The organism is Saccharospirillum impatiens DSM 12546, assembly GCF_000423605.1.
In the GTDB taxonomy this organism is placed as follows: domain Bacteria; phylum Pseudomonadota; class Gammaproteobacteria; order Pseudomonadales; family Natronospirillaceae; genus Saccharospirillum; species Saccharospirillum impatiens.
This window is the reverse complement of the sequence record NZ_AUIH01000042.1, coordinates 20,651-36,596: the sequence shown is the minus strand read 5'-3', so window position 1 is coordinate 36,596 and position 15,946 is coordinate 20,651. Positions and strand designations below refer to the sequence as shown.

The 15,946-nt window shown below is 55.6% G+C and carries 18 protein-coding genes and 1 pseudogene; 13 read left to right on the top strand and 6 right to left on the bottom strand.

The features are described from left to right. Window positions 1-185: pseudogene (locus G565_RS27250) on the bottom strand (IS1380 family transposase); the annotation flags it as partial. Between the two features lie 129 nt (window positions 186-314). On the opposite strand from G565_RS27250, the gene G565_RS0116650 reads away from it, so the two are divergent. From G565_RS0116650 to G565_RS0116625, 6 genes are all read left to right on the top strand, one after another. Next, window positions 315-533 carry a DUF6500 family protein gene (locus G565_RS0116650; protein WP_028671902.1) on the top strand — a complete coding sequence of 73 codons (219 nt, stop codon included), beginning with the start codon at window positions 315-317 and terminating at the stop codon, window positions 531-533. A 72-nt stretch (window positions 534-605) separates the two neighbouring features. Next, on the top strand, window positions 606-1,238 hold the full coding sequence (locus tag G565_RS0116645; RefSeq protein ID WP_028671901.1) for a YdeI/OmpD-associated family protein: 633 nt from the start codon (window positions 606-608) through the stop codon (window positions 1,236-1,238). A gap of 86 nt (window positions 1,239-1,324) precedes the next feature. After that, entirely contained in the window at window positions 1,325-1,885 is a 561-nt protein-coding gene (locus tag G565_RS0116640; protein ID WP_028671900.1) for a GFA family protein, read from the top strand. Window positions 1,886-2,025: 140 nt separating this feature from the next. Continuing rightward, entirely contained in the window at window positions 2,026-2,859 is an 834-nt protein-coding gene (locus G565_RS0116635; protein WP_028671899.1) for a PhzF family phenazine biosynthesis protein, read from the top strand. A 76-nt stretch (window positions 2,860-2,935) separates the two neighbouring features. Beyond that, window positions 2,936-3,364: a secondary thiamine-phosphate synthase enzyme YjbQ gene (locus G565_RS0116630; protein ID WP_037339894.1), complete on the top strand. Its 429-nt coding sequence runs from the start codon at window positions 2,936-2,938 to the stop codon at window positions 3,362-3,364. A gap of 260 nt (window positions 3,365-3,624) precedes the next feature. Further along, window positions 3,625-4,485: a DUF6920 family protein gene (locus G565_RS0116625; protein WP_028671897.1), complete on the top strand. Its 861-nt coding sequence runs from the start codon at window positions 3,625-3,627 to the stop codon at window positions 4,483-4,485. A 75-nt stretch (window positions 4,486-4,560) separates the two neighbouring features. On the opposite strand, the gene G565_RS0116620 is transcribed toward G565_RS0116625, so the two are convergent. Together G565_RS0116620 and G565_RS0116615 are read right to left on the bottom strand one after the other, a co-directional pair. Next, window positions 4,561-5,220 carry a type 1 glutamine amidotransferase domain-containing protein gene (locus G565_RS0116620; RefSeq protein ID WP_028671896.1) on the bottom strand — a complete coding sequence of 220 codons (660 nt, stop codon included), beginning with the start codon at window positions 5,218-5,220 and terminating at the stop codon, window positions 4,561-4,563. 110 nt (window positions 5,221-5,330) lie between these two features. After that, window positions 5,331-6,221 (bottom strand): NAD-dependent epimerase/dehydratase family protein, encoded by an 891-nt coding sequence (locus tag G565_RS0116615; protein ID WP_028671895.1) that lies wholly within the window; start codon window positions 6,219-6,221, stop codon window positions 5,331-5,333. A gap of 143 nt (window positions 6,222-6,364) precedes the next feature. Between G565_RS0116615 and G565_RS0116610 the strand changes: the two genes are divergently transcribed. The 6 genes from G565_RS0116610 to tal all read left to right on the top strand — a co-directional run bounded on the left by G565_RS0116610 (window position 6,365) and on the right by tal (window position 11,688). Next, window positions 6,365-6,685, top strand: a complete 321-nt coding sequence (locus G565_RS0116610) for an antibiotic biosynthesis monooxygenase family protein (RefSeq protein WP_028671894.1) — start codon at window positions 6,365-6,367, stop codon at window positions 6,683-6,685. A 238-nt stretch (window positions 6,686-6,923) separates the two neighbouring features. Next, window positions 6,924-7,958, top strand: coding sequence for a substrate-binding domain-containing protein (locus G565_RS0116605; protein ID WP_028671893.1), 1,035 nt, complete (start codon window positions 6,924-6,926; stop codon window positions 7,956-7,958). 139 nt (window positions 7,959-8,097) lie between these two features. Next, complete coding sequence (locus tag G565_RS0116600; protein WP_028671892.1) at window positions 8,098-9,171, top strand: ABC transporter permease; 1,074 nt, start codon at window positions 8,098-8,100, stop codon at window positions 9,169-9,171. Next, complete coding sequence (locus G565_RS0116595; protein WP_245584205.1) at window positions 9,171-9,980, top strand: ATP-binding cassette domain-containing protein; 810 nt, start codon at window positions 9,171-9,173, stop codon at window positions 9,978-9,980. The genes G565_RS0116600 and G565_RS0116595 overlap by 1 nt, the downstream gene beginning before the upstream one ends. 3 nt (window positions 9,981-9,983) lie before the next feature. Next, window positions 9,984-10,631, top strand: coding sequence for a nucleoside/nucleotide kinase family protein (locus G565_RS0116590; protein WP_051208134.1), 648 nt, complete (start codon window positions 9,984-9,986; stop codon window positions 10,629-10,631). Between the two features lie 94 nt (window positions 10,632-10,725). After that, window positions 10,726-11,688 (top strand): transaldolase, encoded by a 963-nt coding sequence (gene tal, locus G565_RS0116585; RefSeq protein ID WP_028671889.1) that lies wholly within the window; start codon window positions 10,726-10,728, stop codon window positions 11,686-11,688. 60 nt (window positions 11,689-11,748) lie between these two features. Here tal and G565_RS24570 read toward each other — a convergent pair whose 3' ends face one another. Beyond that, complete coding sequence (locus G565_RS24570) at window positions 11,749-12,954, bottom strand: ROK family protein (protein WP_051208131.1); 1,206 nt, start codon at window positions 12,952-12,954, stop codon at window positions 11,749-11,751. Window positions 12,955-13,186: 232 nt separating this feature from the next. Further along, on the bottom strand, window positions 13,187-13,843 hold the full coding sequence (locus G565_RS0116575; RefSeq protein WP_245584204.1) for a pyridoxamine 5'-phosphate oxidase family protein: 657 nt from the start codon (window positions 13,841-13,843) through the stop codon (window positions 13,187-13,189). A gap of 156 nt (window positions 13,844-13,999) precedes the next feature. Between G565_RS0116575 and pdxR the strand changes: the two genes are divergently transcribed. Next, a complete protein-coding gene (pdxR, locus tag G565_RS24565) occupies window positions 14,000-15,436 on the top strand; it encodes a MocR-like pyridoxine biosynthesis transcription factor PdxR (protein WP_051208128.1) in 1,437 nt (478 codons plus the stop codon). Here pdxR and G565_RS0116565 read toward each other — a convergent pair. Next, complete coding sequence (locus G565_RS0116565; protein ID WP_028671887.1) at window positions 15,424-15,930, bottom strand: hypothetical protein; 507 nt, start codon at window positions 15,928-15,930, stop codon at window positions 15,424-15,426. The two genes, pdxR and G565_RS0116565, sit on opposite strands and share 13 nt — an antisense overlap. Window positions 15,931-15,946 lie beyond the last annotated feature (16 nt).

The following is a 15,946-nucleotide window of genomic DNA, read 5'->3' as shown; positions in this document are numbered from 1 at the left end:
CCAATACATAGCATCGCTAGATAACTTTTGATCACATCCGAATGTTTTATGCCGTGGCGCAATGGAACCAGTGCGTCAATTTGCTGTGTAAGATAGGTGTGTCGATTTACGGCTTGACCAATCAGTGCTAAGCCACTGTGACTGATGATATCTGCATCGGATTGTACGATTTTGAAACGCTTCATTTACTCACTCAGTAGGTGATCTATTTGAGGGGACTATTTTAGCAAAATTCGGCGCAAATAGAGGGCTATAGGCCGTTTTTTTATTATTAACCTACGGATTCAGGATTATGTGAAAGGGAGTAAGCTCGAATGCGGCCCGCATTGAGGGAAAAGGTTATAAAGGTGTGTGATAAAAAAATCCAAACCAAAGGTGAAACCGTTGGCGTGTCGTTCTACGCATTCTTTGCCAACAAGAATGACGACCCGGAGCTGTTGATGGAGGCCGCTTCCTGGTGGATAAAGACGCACACACTGGATCATTTCGAGAAAGCCACCAAGATTAAGGCGATGGTGCAAGCCGGGCAATAAACAAGGCTCCTGGCAAAACGCCTGAGCTGGACGACACTGATCAGTGCAATGCCAAACCGGAGAGCGAAGACCATGATTACCCAAAACCCGGCGGTGGATGACTATATGGCGGATGGCTGCGGCCGGTGTGACAAAGTCGGCACGCCTGAGTGTAAGGTCAATACCTGGAGGGAGGGGCTGGTTGCGTTGCGCAAGGTGGTGTTAGATACGCCGCTGACTGAAGAGCGTAAGTGGGGTTCGCCCTGCTACACCTACAACGGGCAAAATGTGGTCATGATTGGTGCGTTCAAAGCCAATTATGTGCTCAGTTTCATGAAAGGCGCTTTGTTAAAGGATGAGCACAGGCTGTTGGTCGCGCCCGGTGAGAATACCCAGTCGGGCCGGGTTATCCGGTTTACTGATGCTGAGCGAGTGGTTGAGTTGGCAACGGTGTTGAAAGCCTACGTCCTTGAAGCCATTGAGATTGAAAAAGCCGGTCTGCGAGTGGATTTTAAAACAGCAGCAGACTACGTTGTTCCCATTGAATTGCAGCGAGCAATGGATTCAGATTCGGCACTAAGGGACGCATTTGCAGCATTGACCCCCGGGCGTCAGCGCAGTTACTACCTACACATCGGTGGCGCCAAGCAAGCGAAGACACGTGAGGCTCGTGTCGATAAGTGCCGTAACAAGATATTCGATGGTAAAGGGTTTAACGAGTATTGAGGCGTTTTCCCTTGTTGCGGCCAGTGAGTTGATTGCAACTGACATTGGCAAGCAGATGTTTGGCGAAAAATTGAGGACACACAATCATGACGACCCAGGTAACTTCGTTGACCTGCCGGTGCGGGCAAGTAGCACTCGATGTTCAGGGCGAGCCGATCATCAGTGCTGAGTGTCTCTGTACGGATTGTCAGGCAGGCGGGGCCGTTTTGCAGGCGTTGCCCGATGCTCCCGATATTCTGGATGAGAATGGCGCTACCCGGTTTGTGTTGTACCGGAAAGACCGTGTTCTGTGCACCCGGGGGCAGAATCAACTGCGTGAATATCGATTGTCCCAAAACGCTCCAACGCGCCGTGTCGTAGCCATTTGCTGCAACTCGCCTGTGTTTCTGGAATTCAGTCATGGACATTGGTTGAGTGTCTACGGAACGTTTTGGTCACCGGCCGATTTGCCGCCGCTTCAAATCAGAACCATGACCCGCAGCCGCCCTGAGGGCGTCGAATTGCCAAGTGATGTACCCAACCCCAATACCCATACGCTCACCTTCTATCGGAAACTCTTTGGTGCCTGGGCGGCTATGGGTTTTCGTACGCCCAAGATAGACTATGTAGCAGGACCATTGGAAATCAGTAACGCTGGAGTACGATAAGATGAGTCAACTCAGGTGAATGCCAGTTAACTTGCTTCTGTTTGCACCCACGAGTGGCAGCCTTAAGGAAGGTGCGTTAGACAATGACCCGGGTTCTCTGGGTTGCCCATATTAACTAATGCTAACAAGGAAGCACTTTGATGCCCTGTTTCACATTCTCGCAGGTTAACGTCTTTTCAGCCGATCCGTTTCTTGGCAACCCACTTGCTGTGGTGCATGGGGCTAATGCGCTCAGTACCGGGCAAATGTCAGCCATCGCGCGGTGGACAAATTTGTCTGAGACCGTGTTTTTAATCAAACCGACCGACCCGAAAGCAGACTATGCGGTACGCATATTCTCGCCGGAAGTTGAGCTGCCGTTTGCCGGGCATCCGACCCTGGGAGCCTGCCATGCCTGGCTGGCAACCGGTGGCAAGCCCAAGAATGAGGACCGTATCGTCCAGCAGTGCGAGGTGGGTCTGGTTAGCATCCGTAACAACGAGGCGCGCCTGGAGTTCGCTGCGCCGCCCCTGATACGGACAGGCCCGCTTGAACAGGATGTACTCAACCAGATTATGAAGGCGCTTTCGTTATCGCCATCCGACATTGTTCATCATCAATGGGTGGATAACGGCCCTGGCTGGTGTGCCATCATGTTGCATTCCGCGCGCGATGTGCTGGCGCTGGAACCCGACTGGGCGTCGCTGGCTCCGCTGAATCTTGGCGTTATCGGGCTGCATGATGCCGGTGCCGATGCAACGGTCGAGGTTCGCTCCCTGATAGGCAATGGTGGCTATGAAGACCCGGTGACCGGCAGCCTGAATGCAAGCCTGGCGCAATGGCTGATACCGACCGGACTGTTACCGTCGCCCTATGTCGCGACCCAGGGCACCCGCCTGAAGCGCGCAGGGAGGGTGCAGTTGCGCGCAGCAGCGGGTGATGTCTGGGTGGGTGGCGAGGTTGTTGACGTGATCAGTGGTGAGATCACTGTTTAAGACAGCATTGCCTTAAAATTGGTGAGTCGTCTAAGGTGGGTGTCACTCACCTCTGAACAGGAGCATCGCGCAGATCATGATTTTCTGGCAACACGAACTGCAACTCGCCGCCAGGCCCCGGGGGTTTCATCTGATCACCGATGAGATCGACGAGGCGCTGCGCAGTGCGCCTTCGGCCTCAGTAGGCTTGCTGCACATTCTGATCAAGCACACTTCGGCCAGTTTGACGTTAAACGAAAATGCGGACCCCGCCGTGCGTCGTGATTTTGAACGCTATTTTCAGAGTCTGGCACCCGATACCGACCGAAACGCGCCCTATGAACACACCTACGAAGGACCCGATGACCTGCCGGCTCACTTCAAAGCCAGTCTGCTGGGCAGCCATCTGACACTCCCCGTGACGGACGGCCGCCTCAATATTGGCACCTGGCAGGGTGTTTATCTGGGGGAGCACCGCACCCGTGCTTCTGGCCGCCGACTGGTTTTGACATTTCAGAGTCATTGATCTTTCCGTCTTTGAGCGCTACCGGATATCACTTAACCCTGAAACAGGCCGAGACACATACCAACCATCTAACCTTTTGGCGAGAAATACCGTTCCCGTCATAGTGAGAAGTGGTGACTCCCTGAGCTGGGTCAATATGTTTATCGAGCTTAAGCGTAAGCTGGCCGGCGAACGTCTCATGAGGCTGCCCGGCCATGATCTGACATTTGCTTCAGGCGGAGGCTCCGGGCGACGCCAGGCCACCTGGAGAAACCTAGTCCATGCTCTTGAAACTAGTTATCACTGTGCTGCTGGTGTTGGTCTTATTTGTACTGGCGGTGTTTATCGCTGGCCGGGTGAGCTGGCATTCAACCATAGAGTCTCTTCAGGCTCAGCTCATTCAGGCTGTGCCCGCAATGCAAACCACGGTTTATTCCCGTGGGGAACTGGAGGGATTGCCGGAACCGGTTCAGCGGTATTTCGAGACGGTGTTGACCGACGGTCAGCGTCTGGTTCGGCACGTTCGGATCAAACACCGCGGTACCTTCAATCTGGGCGTGTCTGACGATAACTGGCAACCCTTCACGTCTCAGCAAACCGTGTCGACGCACCCGAGAGGCTTCATCTGGGATGCTGATATCCGGATGGTGCCGGGTATTGGCGTCTGCGTTGTTGATGCCTATGTGGCGGGACGGGGTCTGTTGCAGGCAAAGCTGTTTGGGTTGATCACCGTGATGAAGCAGCCGCCCTCGGCGCAGTTGGACCAGGGCGAACTGCTTCGGTTTTTTGCCGAGTCCGCCTGGTACCCGACAGCGCTGTTGCCCAGTCAGGGTGTTCACTGGCAGGCGATAGATGAACGCCGTGCCACCGCCATTCTCTCTGATAGTGGAACCTCAGTCGCACTGACCATCCGATTTAATGAAGCGGGGCTGATTGAATCGGTACGCGCAGAGGATCGGTTTCGCGAAGTCAATGGCGCGCAGATCGCTACGCCCTGGGAAGGTACTTTCTGGGACTACCGGGAACAGGACGGCATGCTTGTGCCGTCTTCGGGCGAAGTTGCCTGGCTGTTGCCCGAAGGTCCGAAACCCTACTGGCGCGGGCAACTTACAGACATCCAGTATGAGTATGATGGGCAATAGTTCACTGGTATGAACAACACGGAAGAGGGTGCCGGGGGCGTGGACCCGTCCACGATTCCCCGGGCTGTGGGTGGTTTATTTCAGCGCTGTCAAAAGCAAATGTGCCACTTCAGCGGAAGACTGAGGGTTCTGCCCGGTGATGAGTTGACCATCCTGCACCGCGTGTGGCTGCCAGTCGGGCCCTGCCTTGTGATCAGCCCCCAGGGCTTTCAGCCGTGACTCAAGCAAGAAGGGCACGGTCTCGGTACCGCCCGCAGCGGCTTCTTCCGCATCGGTAAAGGCAGCGATCTTGCGGCCCTTGATAAAGGGTGTGCCATGTTCGTCATACATGCCGGCAAAGACGGCCGGCGCATGGCAGACACTGGCAATCACCCGGCCCGACCGGTGAAAGTCAAACAGAGTATCGTGTAACGCCAGGTTGTAGGGCATGTCGAATACGGTGCCGTGGCCACCGGGCAGGTAGATGGCATCGTATTCTTTGGCGTTGATACTGGTGAATGCCGGGGTGGCGCTTAACTTGGCCATGGCCGGCTTCCATTGGTTGGCCTGCTCTTCAGTGGGCGTGCTGTTCGGGTCGATGGGCACGTCACCGCCGGTGACAGAGGTTACCTCGACTTCGTGCCCTGCATCTATGAGGGCCAAATACGGTACAGCGAATTCTTCGAGCCACAAGCCCGTGGGCTTGCCGTCGAGCAGGTATTTGTAGTTGGTCAATACGAATAGGATCTTACTCATCTGAATCGTCCTTTATTAATGGAGTTACCCATAGGGTGGGGACGATTGGCCCAAACCGGCGATTTATTTTTTCAATCGCCAGCCAGGGCCCCTTTATGTCGGGCTTATCGCTACGGTTTTAATACGTCCCGCCACGAATGTGCGGGCGAAAAGCCAACCAGCTGTTTAGCTTTGTTGTTGGCGTAAAAGGTCTCATCAGTTCCCATGTTCCGCTTTTTGGGTACACCCTGGTAGAAACGGCTGATCACTTCTTCGGTACTGATACCGACAGACAGGTCGTCATTGGCGACGTTAAATACCTGGTAACCCAGGCCATCTGTTTTCAGACAGCAGTCGACCATGTGGCCGAGGTCGCGTGCATCGATGTAGGCGAATATGTTCCGGCGGCGCAGTGCCGGGTCTGTCATGAAGGCGGGAAAGTTAGTTTTATACTCGTGCGGCTCGATCACGTTGTTGATGCGCAAGCCGTAGATGTCGATGCCGGTGCGTGCCTGAAAAGAGCGAGCGGTCGCTTCGTTGACGACCTTAGACATGGCATAACTGTCTTCGGGAACCGTGGGGTGTTCTTCATCGATGGGAATGTAGTCGGGCTTTTTTTCACCATCGGCGAAGCAAATGCCGTAGGTGGTCTCAGAAGACGCAAAAATCACCTTGCGAATGCCGAGTTTGGTGGCGGCATCCAACACATTGTAGGTACTGAGCGTGTTGATGCGATAGGTTTCGTTGTCGGGCCGAAACAGAATGGCAGGGATCGCCGCGAAGTGTACCACCGCATCGTACGCCGGTACCCCGGTTCCGGGCTCGAGTTCGTCAAAACCGGCATAGGCATGGAGGGCATTGAACACCTGGCCAGCATCGGTTAAATCAACCTGCAGTGAATCAACGCCAGGCATATCAAGCCGCACCAGGTCGGCATTGGTCACCCGGTGACCCTGTTCTATCAAATGGGCGATGGCGTGCTTGCCCGCTTTGCCGCTGCCTCCGGTGAATAGTATGCGCATGGCTCGAACCCTCCAGGATTATGGTTATAGTGACCAGGTGAGCATAGCGGTGTTTCCCTGTCAGAGGCTACCTTTGGTGCATGAACTGTCTGCCAGTCTCTGGTAGAAATGATGTTACTTGAACCATTGGACGGAGAATCCGGATGCTTTATTTGTTCGAAGTGCACATCAAGGCGGGCTACACCGCCGAGGACTACGCCGACGCCTGGGTGCGTGCCAGTGAGCTGATTCAGCAGGCACCGGGCGCGCGGGGTACCCGGCTGCATCGCAAACTGGATGACCCCTCGGTGCTGATTGCCATTGCCGAATGGGACAGCAAAGCCGAACGGGATGCGATGGAGCAACATCACAACCCGGACGTTGCGGCGATTATTCGCAGCGCAGCGCCCTTCTGTGAGATTCGCCCGATCGGCGAGTTTGCCGAGGCCGACTGGGCGGTTTTACCCTCTGACCGGCTAACCTGACGCAGTAAGGAGGCTGGTTTTAATGACTAATTCATTTAAAAGATGTTATTGACAGGAGCATTCATCGTCGTATGATCTGCCTATCAAGGTTAAACGTGGCAGGCGGTATCGGCCTCAAAAATGCCTTGAAAAACATCATTAAGTATAAAGCGGTAAACGAGTGTTACCGCACAATAATAAATACTTACTGATGAATTAATAAGTAGGGTTAAAACAATAAGTATCCCGGAGGATAACCATGACGATTACCACTAAGGCTGCTGTCGCAGCATTGCTCGTTACCGGTGCCATTGCTGGCCAGGCTCATGCAGGCGCTCATACCCCGACGGCCAGAGCCTGTCTGATCACCAAAACGGACACCAACCCTTTTTTCGTCAAGATGCGTGAAGGCGCAGAAGCCAAGGCCGAAGAGCTTGGCATGGAACTCAAGTCGTTTGCCGGTCGTATCGACGGCGATCACGAAACCCAGGTCCAGGCGATTGAAACCTGCATTGCCGATGGTGCCGACGGCATTTTGCTGACGGCCTCTGACACCTCCTCCATCGTTTCAGCGGTCGAGCAGGCTCGTGACGCCGGTCTACTGGTTATTGCTCTGGATACTCCGCTGAACCCGGCCTCGGCCGCTGATGCAACCTTTGCGACCGATAACTTCGTCGCTGGTGAACTGATCGGCGCCTGGGCCGCAGCGCAATTGGGTAGCGAAGCAGCAAACGCACGGATTGCCCTGCTCAACATCAATGTGAGCCAGCCCTCCGTCGGCGTATTGCGGAACCAGGGCTTTCTTACTGGCTTTGGCATTGATACAGGCGATGTGAACCGCTGGGGCGATGAGACCGACTCGCGCATTGTCGGCCATGATGTTTCTGACGGAAATGAAGAAGGTGGTCGTCGGGCGATGGAGAATTTGCTGGTGGAAGATCCGACCATCAATGTGGTGTACACCATCAACGAGCCGGCCGCCGCAGGTGCCTACCAGGCGCTGGCGTCCATGAACCGTGAAGATGACGTGCTCATCGTATCGGTCGACGGCAGTTGCTCGGGTGTTGCTGACATTCGTGACGGTGTGATTGGCGCAACCGCGCAACAGTATCCGCTGCAAATGGCATCGCTGGGCATGGAGGCGATTCTGGAGTGGGCGGAGAATGGCACCAAGCCTGCGCCGACAGAAGGCAAAGACTTCTTTGATACCGGTGTTTCTCTGGTCACAGGCGACCCGGTCGACGGTGTTGAGTCCATCTCCATTGCCGAAGGCATGGATCGTTGCTGGGGCTGAGTACGCTGTTGTGATGCACCGGAACAGGTCAAAGAGCCCCATGGCTCTCTGACCCGGTGGGGGCTGTCGTTTTCTGTGTTTGACTGTGCGAACACCGGCCCCTGTAAACTCGATACGCAGATGTTCATGAGAGGTCCCAATGACCAACTCCGATTCCAACAGGTCGACTAACGAGTCGTCAGTAGCGAGCGCCTCGGATACGGTCGCTTCGTTTGAAGACGACCGGACCGGATTTATCAAAAAGCTTCAGCACACCTTGCACCTGAATCCGTCTCTGGTGCCGTTGGTGGTGCTATTGCTATCCATCGCTGTGTTTGGGCTGTTGCTGGGAACCCGGTTTTTTTCGCCGTTTGCACTCACATTGATTTTGCAGCAGGTGCAGATCGTTGGCATCATCGCCGCGGCTCAGAGTCTGATCATTCTTACGGCGGGTATTGACCTCTCGGTCGGTGCCACCATGGTGCTGTCGTCCGTGGTGATGGGCCAGTTCACCTTTCGCTATGGCATACCTGTACCGGTCAGTATTTTTTGCGGTCTGTTGTGTGGCATGTTGTGCGGCATGATCAGCGGGATGCTGGTATCCCGGGTCAAGCTGCCCCCGTTTATTGTGACGCTGGGCATGTGGCAGATTGTTCTGGCCACCAATTTTCTCTATTCAAAAAACGAAACCATACGCGCTCAGGATATTGAAACGCATGCACCTCTGTTGCAGTTTTTCGGTACGAAGATTGAGTTGGGGGGCGCAGTACTGACTTACGGTGTTGTCTTTATGGTGCTGCTAGCGTTCGTACTGGCCTACGCTCTTCGACACACCGCCTGGGGCCGACACGTCTACGCCGTCGGTGATGACAAGGAGGCTGCTGAATTATCTGGCGTAAAAACCGGCCGGGTCATCTTGTCAGTCTACATGCTGTCCGGGTTGATTTGTGCGTTTGCCGGCTGGGCATTGATTGGCCGTCTGGGATCGGTATCTCCCACCGCCGGTCAGTTATCCAACATTGAATCCATTACCGCTGTCGTGATTGGTGGCATATCGTTGTTTGGTGGGCGCGGCTCTATTCTCGGCACGCTTTATGGTGCTCTGATAGTGGGCGTATTCACTCTGGGTTTGCGGTTAATGGGCGCCGACGCCCAGTGGACCTACCTGCTGATCGGTGTGCTGATCATCGGCGCAGTCGCTGTGGATCAATGGATCAGGAGGGCAACAGTGTGATGATGACGTCAACGCAGTCTGTGGGTGCTTCAAAAGCCCCTATTCTTCAGGCAAAAAACCTGGTTAAGCGGTTCGGCCGGGTTACCGCACTTGACCATTGTGACTTCGAGCTTTACCCCGGTGAGATACTGGCGGTAATTGGTGATAATGGTGCGGGAAAGTCAACGCTCATTAAGGCGATTTCGGGTGCGTTAATTCCTGATGCTGGTCAGGTGTATCTCGATGGAGAGCAAGTGCATTTCTCCTCTCCACTGGATGCTCGAAAGCAGGGGATCGAAACCGTGTATCAACAACTGGCCATGTCACCGGCCCTGTCGATCGCTGACAATATGTTCATGGGCCGTGAGCTGAGAAAACCCGGTTTCATGGGGCAGGTCTTGCGTCAGCTGGACCGGCCGGCCATGGAGTCGTTCGCCCGCGAGAAGCTCAATGAACTGGGCCTGATGACCATTCAAAACATCCGGCAACCGGTTGAAACCTTGTCGGGCGGGCAGCGCCAGGGTGTTGCCGTTGCGCGGGCGGCTGCATTCGGCTCCCGGGTGATCATTCTGGATGAGCCGACGGCAGCTCTGGGTGTGAAAGAAAGTCGACGGGTGCTGGAACTGATTTGTGAAGTCAGGGCACGCGGTATTCCCATTGTTCTAATCAGTCACAACATGCCGCATGTGTTCGAAGTGGCTGACCGTATTCACGTTCATCGGCTCGGCAAACGCCTTTGTGTGCTGGATCCGGCCGACTATTCTATGAGCGACGCCGTGGCTTTCATGACCGGTGCCAAAGAGCCCGAGACGGATACCGCAGGGGTTTGAACAATGGCGAGTATTCCAATTTACTGCAATGCAATTGTTGATCATATTGACCGCGCCACCCGGACGGACCGGCGAACCCTGGTCGCCATTGCCGGCCCGCCCGGGTCGGGTAAGTCCACGCTGGCAGACGCGGTGGTGCAGGCGTTAAACCTGCGTGCCGCCAACCCGGATCATGCTGCGCTGTTGCCCATGGATGGCTTTCATCTGGACAACGAGCTGTTGATTCAACAGAGGCTGTTGCAACGCAAGGGCGCCCCGGAAACGTTCGATGTTGGTGGCTTATACGAACTTGTCGTCGCGGCCCGGACCGACGTCGGAGACATTCACTACCCTCTGTTTGACCGTTCGCTCGATCGCTCTCTGGTTGACGCCGGTTTGCTGAAGTCGACAACGTCGATCGTTGTATTTGAAGGGAACTATTTATTGCTGGATGCACCCATCTGGGACGGGCTGACGGATCTGTTTGATGCGACCGTTTTTCTGACCCCGAGTCTGGAAACCCTTGAAAAACGCCTGACGGATCGGTGGCTTGGGTTTGGTTATAGCTCGGAGCAAGCGCAACGAAAAGTTCAGGACAACGACTTAAAGAACGCACGGCTGGTGCTTGAAAACAGTATTTCCGCGGGGCTGGACCTTGGGGAACATACCTGAGTGTTGTACATGGGTTACATGGCAATGTCTCTGTTCACGTGAACGATGATGCACATCAATGGCAACCCGCTGAAGAGCGGTACCGGGGAAAATAATGTCGTCTTTATTGGAACAACTTAAACACTACAGCACGGTGGTCGCTGATACCGGTGACCTGGCTTCGATTACACGCTTCAAGCCGCAGGATGCTACAACGAACCCCTCATTGATTCTCAAGGCAGTGCAGTCGGGACAATACGATTCGCTGATCGACTCGCTGACAGCGTCCGTTCAGCAGCTGGGTCTCAGTGGACCTGAAGCAATTGATGAGTTGGCTGACCGGCTCATCGTGGCCATGGGCCAGCACATACTGGCACAAGTACCCGGTCGGGTATCAACCGAAGTGAACGCCCGATTGTCATTTGACGTAGACGCCAGCCTGAAAAAAGCCCGTCGATTGGTAGCACTTTATCAGAAAGCCGAAGTCCCCAAAGATCGGATTCTGATCAAGCTGGCGGCGACCTGGGAAGGCATAATGGCAGCGAGGGTACTGGAGCAGGAAGACATTCAATGCAACCTGACGCTGATCTTCAATTTCGCGCAGGCTCGCGCCTGCGCAGAGGCGGGTGCGTATCTGATCTCGCCCTTTGTGGGCCGTATACTCGACTGGCATCGACAGGCTGAACCAGAGGTGACGTTTGAGCCGGAGCAGGAACCGGGTGTTCAGTCTGTTCGCTCGATTTATCAGTATTTCAGAGCGTTGGATTACCCCACCGTCGTCATGGGTGCAAGCTTTCGAAACGTTGGAGAAATACTGGCTCTGAGTGGATGTGATCGGTTGACCATCAGCCCGGCGCTATTGAGCGAACTGGACGAAAGTGACGGGCAGGTATCGCGAATGCTGGCTGACCATCCGAAGCGAGACACACGGCCAGACCCCCTTTCAGAAGCCGAGTTCCGCTGGCTGATGAATGAGGATGCCATGGCAACTGAAAAACTGGCTGAGGGTATTCGCGGGTTTGAATCGGACCAGCAAGAGCTGGAACGGCTGCTTGCAAGGAGGCTGGGGATAGAATAACCGCCGGTGAACGCAGAGCCTGTCAATAATGCCGGCATGATCCAATCCATTGCACCCTGGTCAGGATTTGAAGATGGTAGAGGGCGTCTCACGCAATAGCGTATTCTGATCAATCATGTATTCGGTCGATATTTGATAGGCCGCCGCGCCAACGGCTCTGGCCAGGTATGAAAAGTGGCCCGCGCTTAGTGTTGGCCGTTCGACACCCTGCAAGTCCAGTTTATCCAGATTTGCTTCAACCGTTTTTACCAGGCGGTTTCGTATGGCGTCCGGGAAAGCACCATCAAGAACCACGGTTTCAAAATCGATGACCGCAAGAGCCGACACAATGGCATGGGCCAGGCTTCGACCCGCCCGTTCAAGCCATTGGCTGAGCTCCGGTTCCAGTTGTGACCAGTCGGCCTCTTGTGAATAAAGATTCCGGGCCAGTTCAGGGTCTCGCTGAGCGACCATGTGTTCGAGCACGACCAGAGACGCATGGTCGACCAACCGTTCACCACCGGGTTCGTCGGGTATACGCATCGGCCCGAAGCCCCCGGAACTGCCGCGCCGACCCGGAAAAACCCCGCCATTCAGTACGATACCACCGCCAATAAAGGTGCCTACAAACAGGTACACAAAGTCCTGTACCTCCAAAGGGGGGCCAAACATCAGTTCGGCCCTGCAAGCGGCGGTACCATCGTTCTGGACGGTCACAGGCCAATCAACCTTTTTCTTTATTGCGGCTTCAAGGTCGAATTCGCGCCACTCGTTCATGGCCTGGATCGGCGCATCGAAGTCGGATGTCCAACTCCAGAGCTCAAACGGCATGGCAATGTTGAGTGCCGATACCGAGTCCGCTGAAATGTTTGCGTGTTGCAGCAGGGAACTCAGGTTGTTTTCCAAAAATTGCAGGGTATTGGCGGGTGTCGGGTAGTCATGGACCGCTGTTTCACGGGACAGCACCTCGCCAACAAAGTTAACGACAACCAGATCAAAGGTGCGCCTGCCAATTTTGTACCCGACATAATACCGGGCGTCGGGGTTGAGCCGCATCGGAACAGAAGGCTGTCCAATTCGACCCCGAACCGGATTGCCTCTGAGCAGTAGCCCTTCATTTTCAAGCGCCCGAAAAATCACAGAGACCGCATTGGCAGATAAGCCGGTGATGCGCGTTGCTTCTGCCTTGCTCAGTGCGCCATGAAGTCGCAGCAGGTGCAAGACGAGGCGTTCGTTGATGCCCCGGACAGTGGTGAGGTTGGATCCCTTTAGCGGTTGTGAGCGCATCGGTAACTCTTTGGCGTTGGGTTCAGGTGTCCCGGTCTTTTACTGCAAAAACACAGGCTGGCAAGGTGGTTCAGCCAGTCGGTGTCGGGAACCAGGTCGTCAGGTTATTCAGGCCTGCCGGATACCAAATCCATGTTAACACAGCCTTAGAATCTGTCTGTAACTCGTCGAAAGGATGCAGCAAGGATTGCCCGGCATTCGATATCTCCTGTTTCTGGGGCTGAATAACGTGCTATCGGGCGTTGAGCGGTAACCTGGGTACAGAGTATGTTGCCTGACCCGCTTCCTGAATGGGAGCGCCCCAGTGTTTTTCCAGAGGCATGACCCCGGCCCAAACCGGCCAATCGGTGTCAGCTGCATCATCGTTCACACCTTCCGCCCGAATTTTGCAGGACGCTTCGCTGATCAGGATGCGTGACAGACCGGTCGCCTTGAGCTCGTTGTCCGTCATCGGGCGCAGGGCATCCCAGCGGTCGGGTGAAATCCGGTCGACGAAGCGGCGCAATTGCCGGGCTTTTTCTTCCGGCCCGGTCACCGCTTCGGCGTTGCCAAAGAGGGTGGCCGACCGATAATTGATCGAGTGGTGAAAGGCCGATCGCGCCAGTACCAGGCCATCCATCTGCAGGATGTTGATGCACACCGGTTGCCCGGGGGCGAGATTCCGTGCCTTGGCGTGACCGTGCCAGTAAAGGTAATCACCATCGCGCCAGTGACAGGTAGGCGTGACGAACGGCTGGCCATCCAGGCTCTGGGCTACCGTGCACAGCAGTGTGGCATCGATAATCGCGTGCAGTTGTTCGATATCGTAACGGGCTCGGCCCGGGCCGCGTTTGACGTGGCTTTTCCCGGTGTGCAAAGGCGTGTTTGGGTCGGGTAATCGGGTACTCACGGTGCTTTCCTCTGTCTGGTCGTTTGTTTGGGCCATTGTCCGACGAAGGCTATGTTGTTCGCAGGGGTGACTTTAGCCGCCGTCTTTGCCAGCATAGGTCGAACTGGTTTGCTAAAAAATAGCCAGTTTTAATTTAATTTTGCAGGCCAGATGAGTATGAAGCATGCCCTCGGCAGTTTGTCGTTTCACCTGGTGGACGCGGCTGGCCCTTACTATCAGCAGTTAATCGATCAGGTGAAGTCCGGCATAAGCGCGGCCCGACTTAACCCGGGCGACAAGCTGCCTTCCTCCCGCCACCTGGCCGTTTCTCTCGGCGTTTCACGCAGCACCGTGGCGCGTGCTTATGATTCCTTGTTGGCCGAAGGGTTTCTGGTCAGTGAGCCCAAAAGGGGCCTTTTTGTTGCAGCCACTGCGCGAACTCAGGGGAATACGCCGCCTCAGGTGCGAAGCGCACTGCCGGTTGAGCCGTTGCCTGCGCTGAGCTGTGATTCCGGTGCGGATATCGCCGCATTCCCGGCGCGGGACTGGGCCGCCAGCATGCGACGCAGCTGGCTCAACCCGGATCACAAGGTGTTAGAGGGGGTTTATGCAAGCGGGTATCCGCCATTGAAGGAGGCTATCGCTGACTATTTGTTCCGGGTGCGGGGACTAACTTGCTCACCTGACCAGGTGTTTGTCACTTCAGGGAATCGCGATGCCCTGATCATTCTTCAGCACAGTCTGGACGCTCAGACCGAGCAGGCACGCTGGCTGCTGGAGAACCCGGGTTACACGCCGATGCGGGCTTTGCTCAGTACCCGGGCGCTGGGGCTAGGTTCGCTGCAGGTCGACAGCGAAGGCGTTCGCTTGCCAGCCGCATGCGAATCGCCTCAGGTCGCCATCATCACGCCGAATCGGCAGTACCCGCTTGGCATCACCATGAGCCCGGCACGTCGCCAGGCCTGGTTACAGGCGATGCAGGCGCCGTCTTCGTTGTGGCTGATCGAAGACGACTACGACAATGAATACCTTTACCAGGGCCGCATGGGTTTGCCGTTGATGCAGGCCGATACTCAGGGCCGCTGTTTTCTGGTCGGCAGTTTTTCCAAGGTGTTGTTTCGCGGGTTGCGGCTGGGGTTTGTGGTGGTACCGCCGGCACAGATTGAGCGGTTTCACGCCAGTCAGCAAGCTCTGGGGGCGTCTGCTTCACTGCCCATACAGCCGGTATTGGCTGATTTTATGCGCCATGGTTGCTTCGACCGGCACCTGAATCGAATGCGACGGCATTATCGGTTGAAGCGAGACCGGTTGCTGGCGCTGTTGGCTGAGACTCTGACGCCCTGGCTCGACTGGCAGACGCCGAACGGCGGTATGCACATTCGGGTCATGGTAAAACAAGGTTGGCTGGCAGCGCAGCCCCCGGCGCGATGGGATCGCCGGATTGCCGACGATCTGGCCAATAATGGCATTCATCTGGAGGTCCTGTCGGATCACTACGCGACACCGGCCACCGGTGAGCAAGGCTTCCTGTTGGGGTTCAGCAGTCCTTCTCTGGCGACGATGTTGAGTGTGGTAAGGGCTCTGGCCGACTGGTTCGACCGTCAGTCCGGGTAGAGTTGCAGAATGTCGCTGCTGTTGGATAAGTTGGTCACCATCCAGATTTGTTCGAACGGGTGGTCTTTGGGAACCGTGAAATGGTGGCGCAAAGCCAGCATGTCGTCGTTGTGCCACAACGGGTTGGCGTTGCGGATGACCAGCCAGACGCGCCGGGTCTGGTAGTGTTTCTGCGCTTTGACGCTCAGAATGCGGTTCAGGGCGTGCAGCAGACGCTGGTGCACGTTTTCCTGCATCAGCTCAAGCAGGGCCTGGTGAGTGGCGGGGCTCAGGTCGCGCCCGAGTATGGCCATCGCCTCGACTTCTGAGCCATACAAATGGGCAATCTCAAGGTCCAGTCGCTGGCCGTTCAGTATGCAGGAAACGTCGGGTTTACTCGGTTTGTTGTGCCAGATGTGACGCAGTGGAACACGGTGCTGGCGCTCCCAGGCGCGCATAAAAACGCGTGCGGCCTGGTGCTCAAGATCCAACTTTTCCTGCTCGGTCGGGTTCATAGAAGCGGCTCAAGTC

Coding starts and splice junctions, on each gene's coding strand:
- G565_RS0116650 (WP_028671902.1), top strand. CDS start 315: ATGCGGCCCGCATTGAGGGAAAAGGTTATAAAGGTGTGTGATAAAAAA.
- G565_RS0116645 (WP_028671901.1), top strand. CDS start 606: ATGATTACCCAAAACCCGGCGGTGGATGACTATATGGCGGATGGCTGC.
- G565_RS0116640 (WP_028671900.1), top strand. CDS start 1,325: ATGACGACCCAGGTAACTTCGTTGACCTGCCGGTGCGGGCAAGTAGCA.
- G565_RS0116635 (WP_028671899.1), top strand. CDS start 2,026: ATGCCCTGTTTCACATTCTCGCAGGTTAACGTCTTTTCAGCCGATCCG.
- G565_RS0116630 (WP_037339894.1), top strand. CDS start 2,936: ATGATTTTCTGGCAACACGAACTGCAACTCGCCGCCAGGCCCCGGGGG.
- G565_RS0116625 (WP_028671897.1), top strand. CDS start 3,625: ATGCTCTTGAAACTAGTTATCACTGTGCTGCTGGTGTTGGTCTTATTT.
- G565_RS0116620 (WP_028671896.1), bottom strand. CDS start 5,220: ATGAGTAAGATCCTATTCGTATTGACCAACTACAAATACCTGCTCGAC.
- G565_RS0116615 (WP_028671895.1), bottom strand. CDS start 6,221: ATGCGCATACTATTCACCGGAGGCAGCGGCAAAGCGGGCAAGCACGCC.
- G565_RS0116610 (WP_028671894.1), top strand. CDS start 6,365: ATGCTTTATTTGTTCGAAGTGCACATCAAGGCGGGCTACACCGCCGAG.
- G565_RS0116605 (WP_028671893.1), top strand. CDS start 6,924: ATGACGATTACCACTAAGGCTGCTGTCGCAGCATTGCTCGTTACCGGT.
- G565_RS0116600 (WP_028671892.1), top strand. CDS start 8,098: ATGACCAACTCCGATTCCAACAGGTCGACTAACGAGTCGTCAGTAGCG.
- G565_RS0116595 (WP_245584205.1), top strand. CDS start 9,171: ATGATGACGTCAACGCAGTCTGTGGGTGCTTCAAAAGCCCCTATTCTT.
- G565_RS0116590 (WP_051208134.1), top strand. CDS start 9,984: ATGGCGAGTATTCCAATTTACTGCAATGCAATTGTTGATCATATTGAC.
- tal (WP_028671889.1), top strand. CDS start 10,726: ATGTCGTCTTTATTGGAACAACTTAAACACTACAGCACGGTGGTCGCT.
- G565_RS24570 (WP_051208131.1), bottom strand. CDS start 12,954: ATGCGCTCACAACCGCTAAAGGGATCCAACCTCACCACTGTCCGGGGC.
- pdxR (WP_051208128.1), top strand. CDS start 14,000: ATGAAGCATGCCCTCGGCAGTTTGTCGTTTCACCTGGTGGACGCGGCT.
- G565_RS0116565 (WP_028671887.1), bottom strand. CDS start 15,930: ATGAACCCGACCGAGCAGGAAAAGTTGGATCTTGAGCACCAGGCCGCA.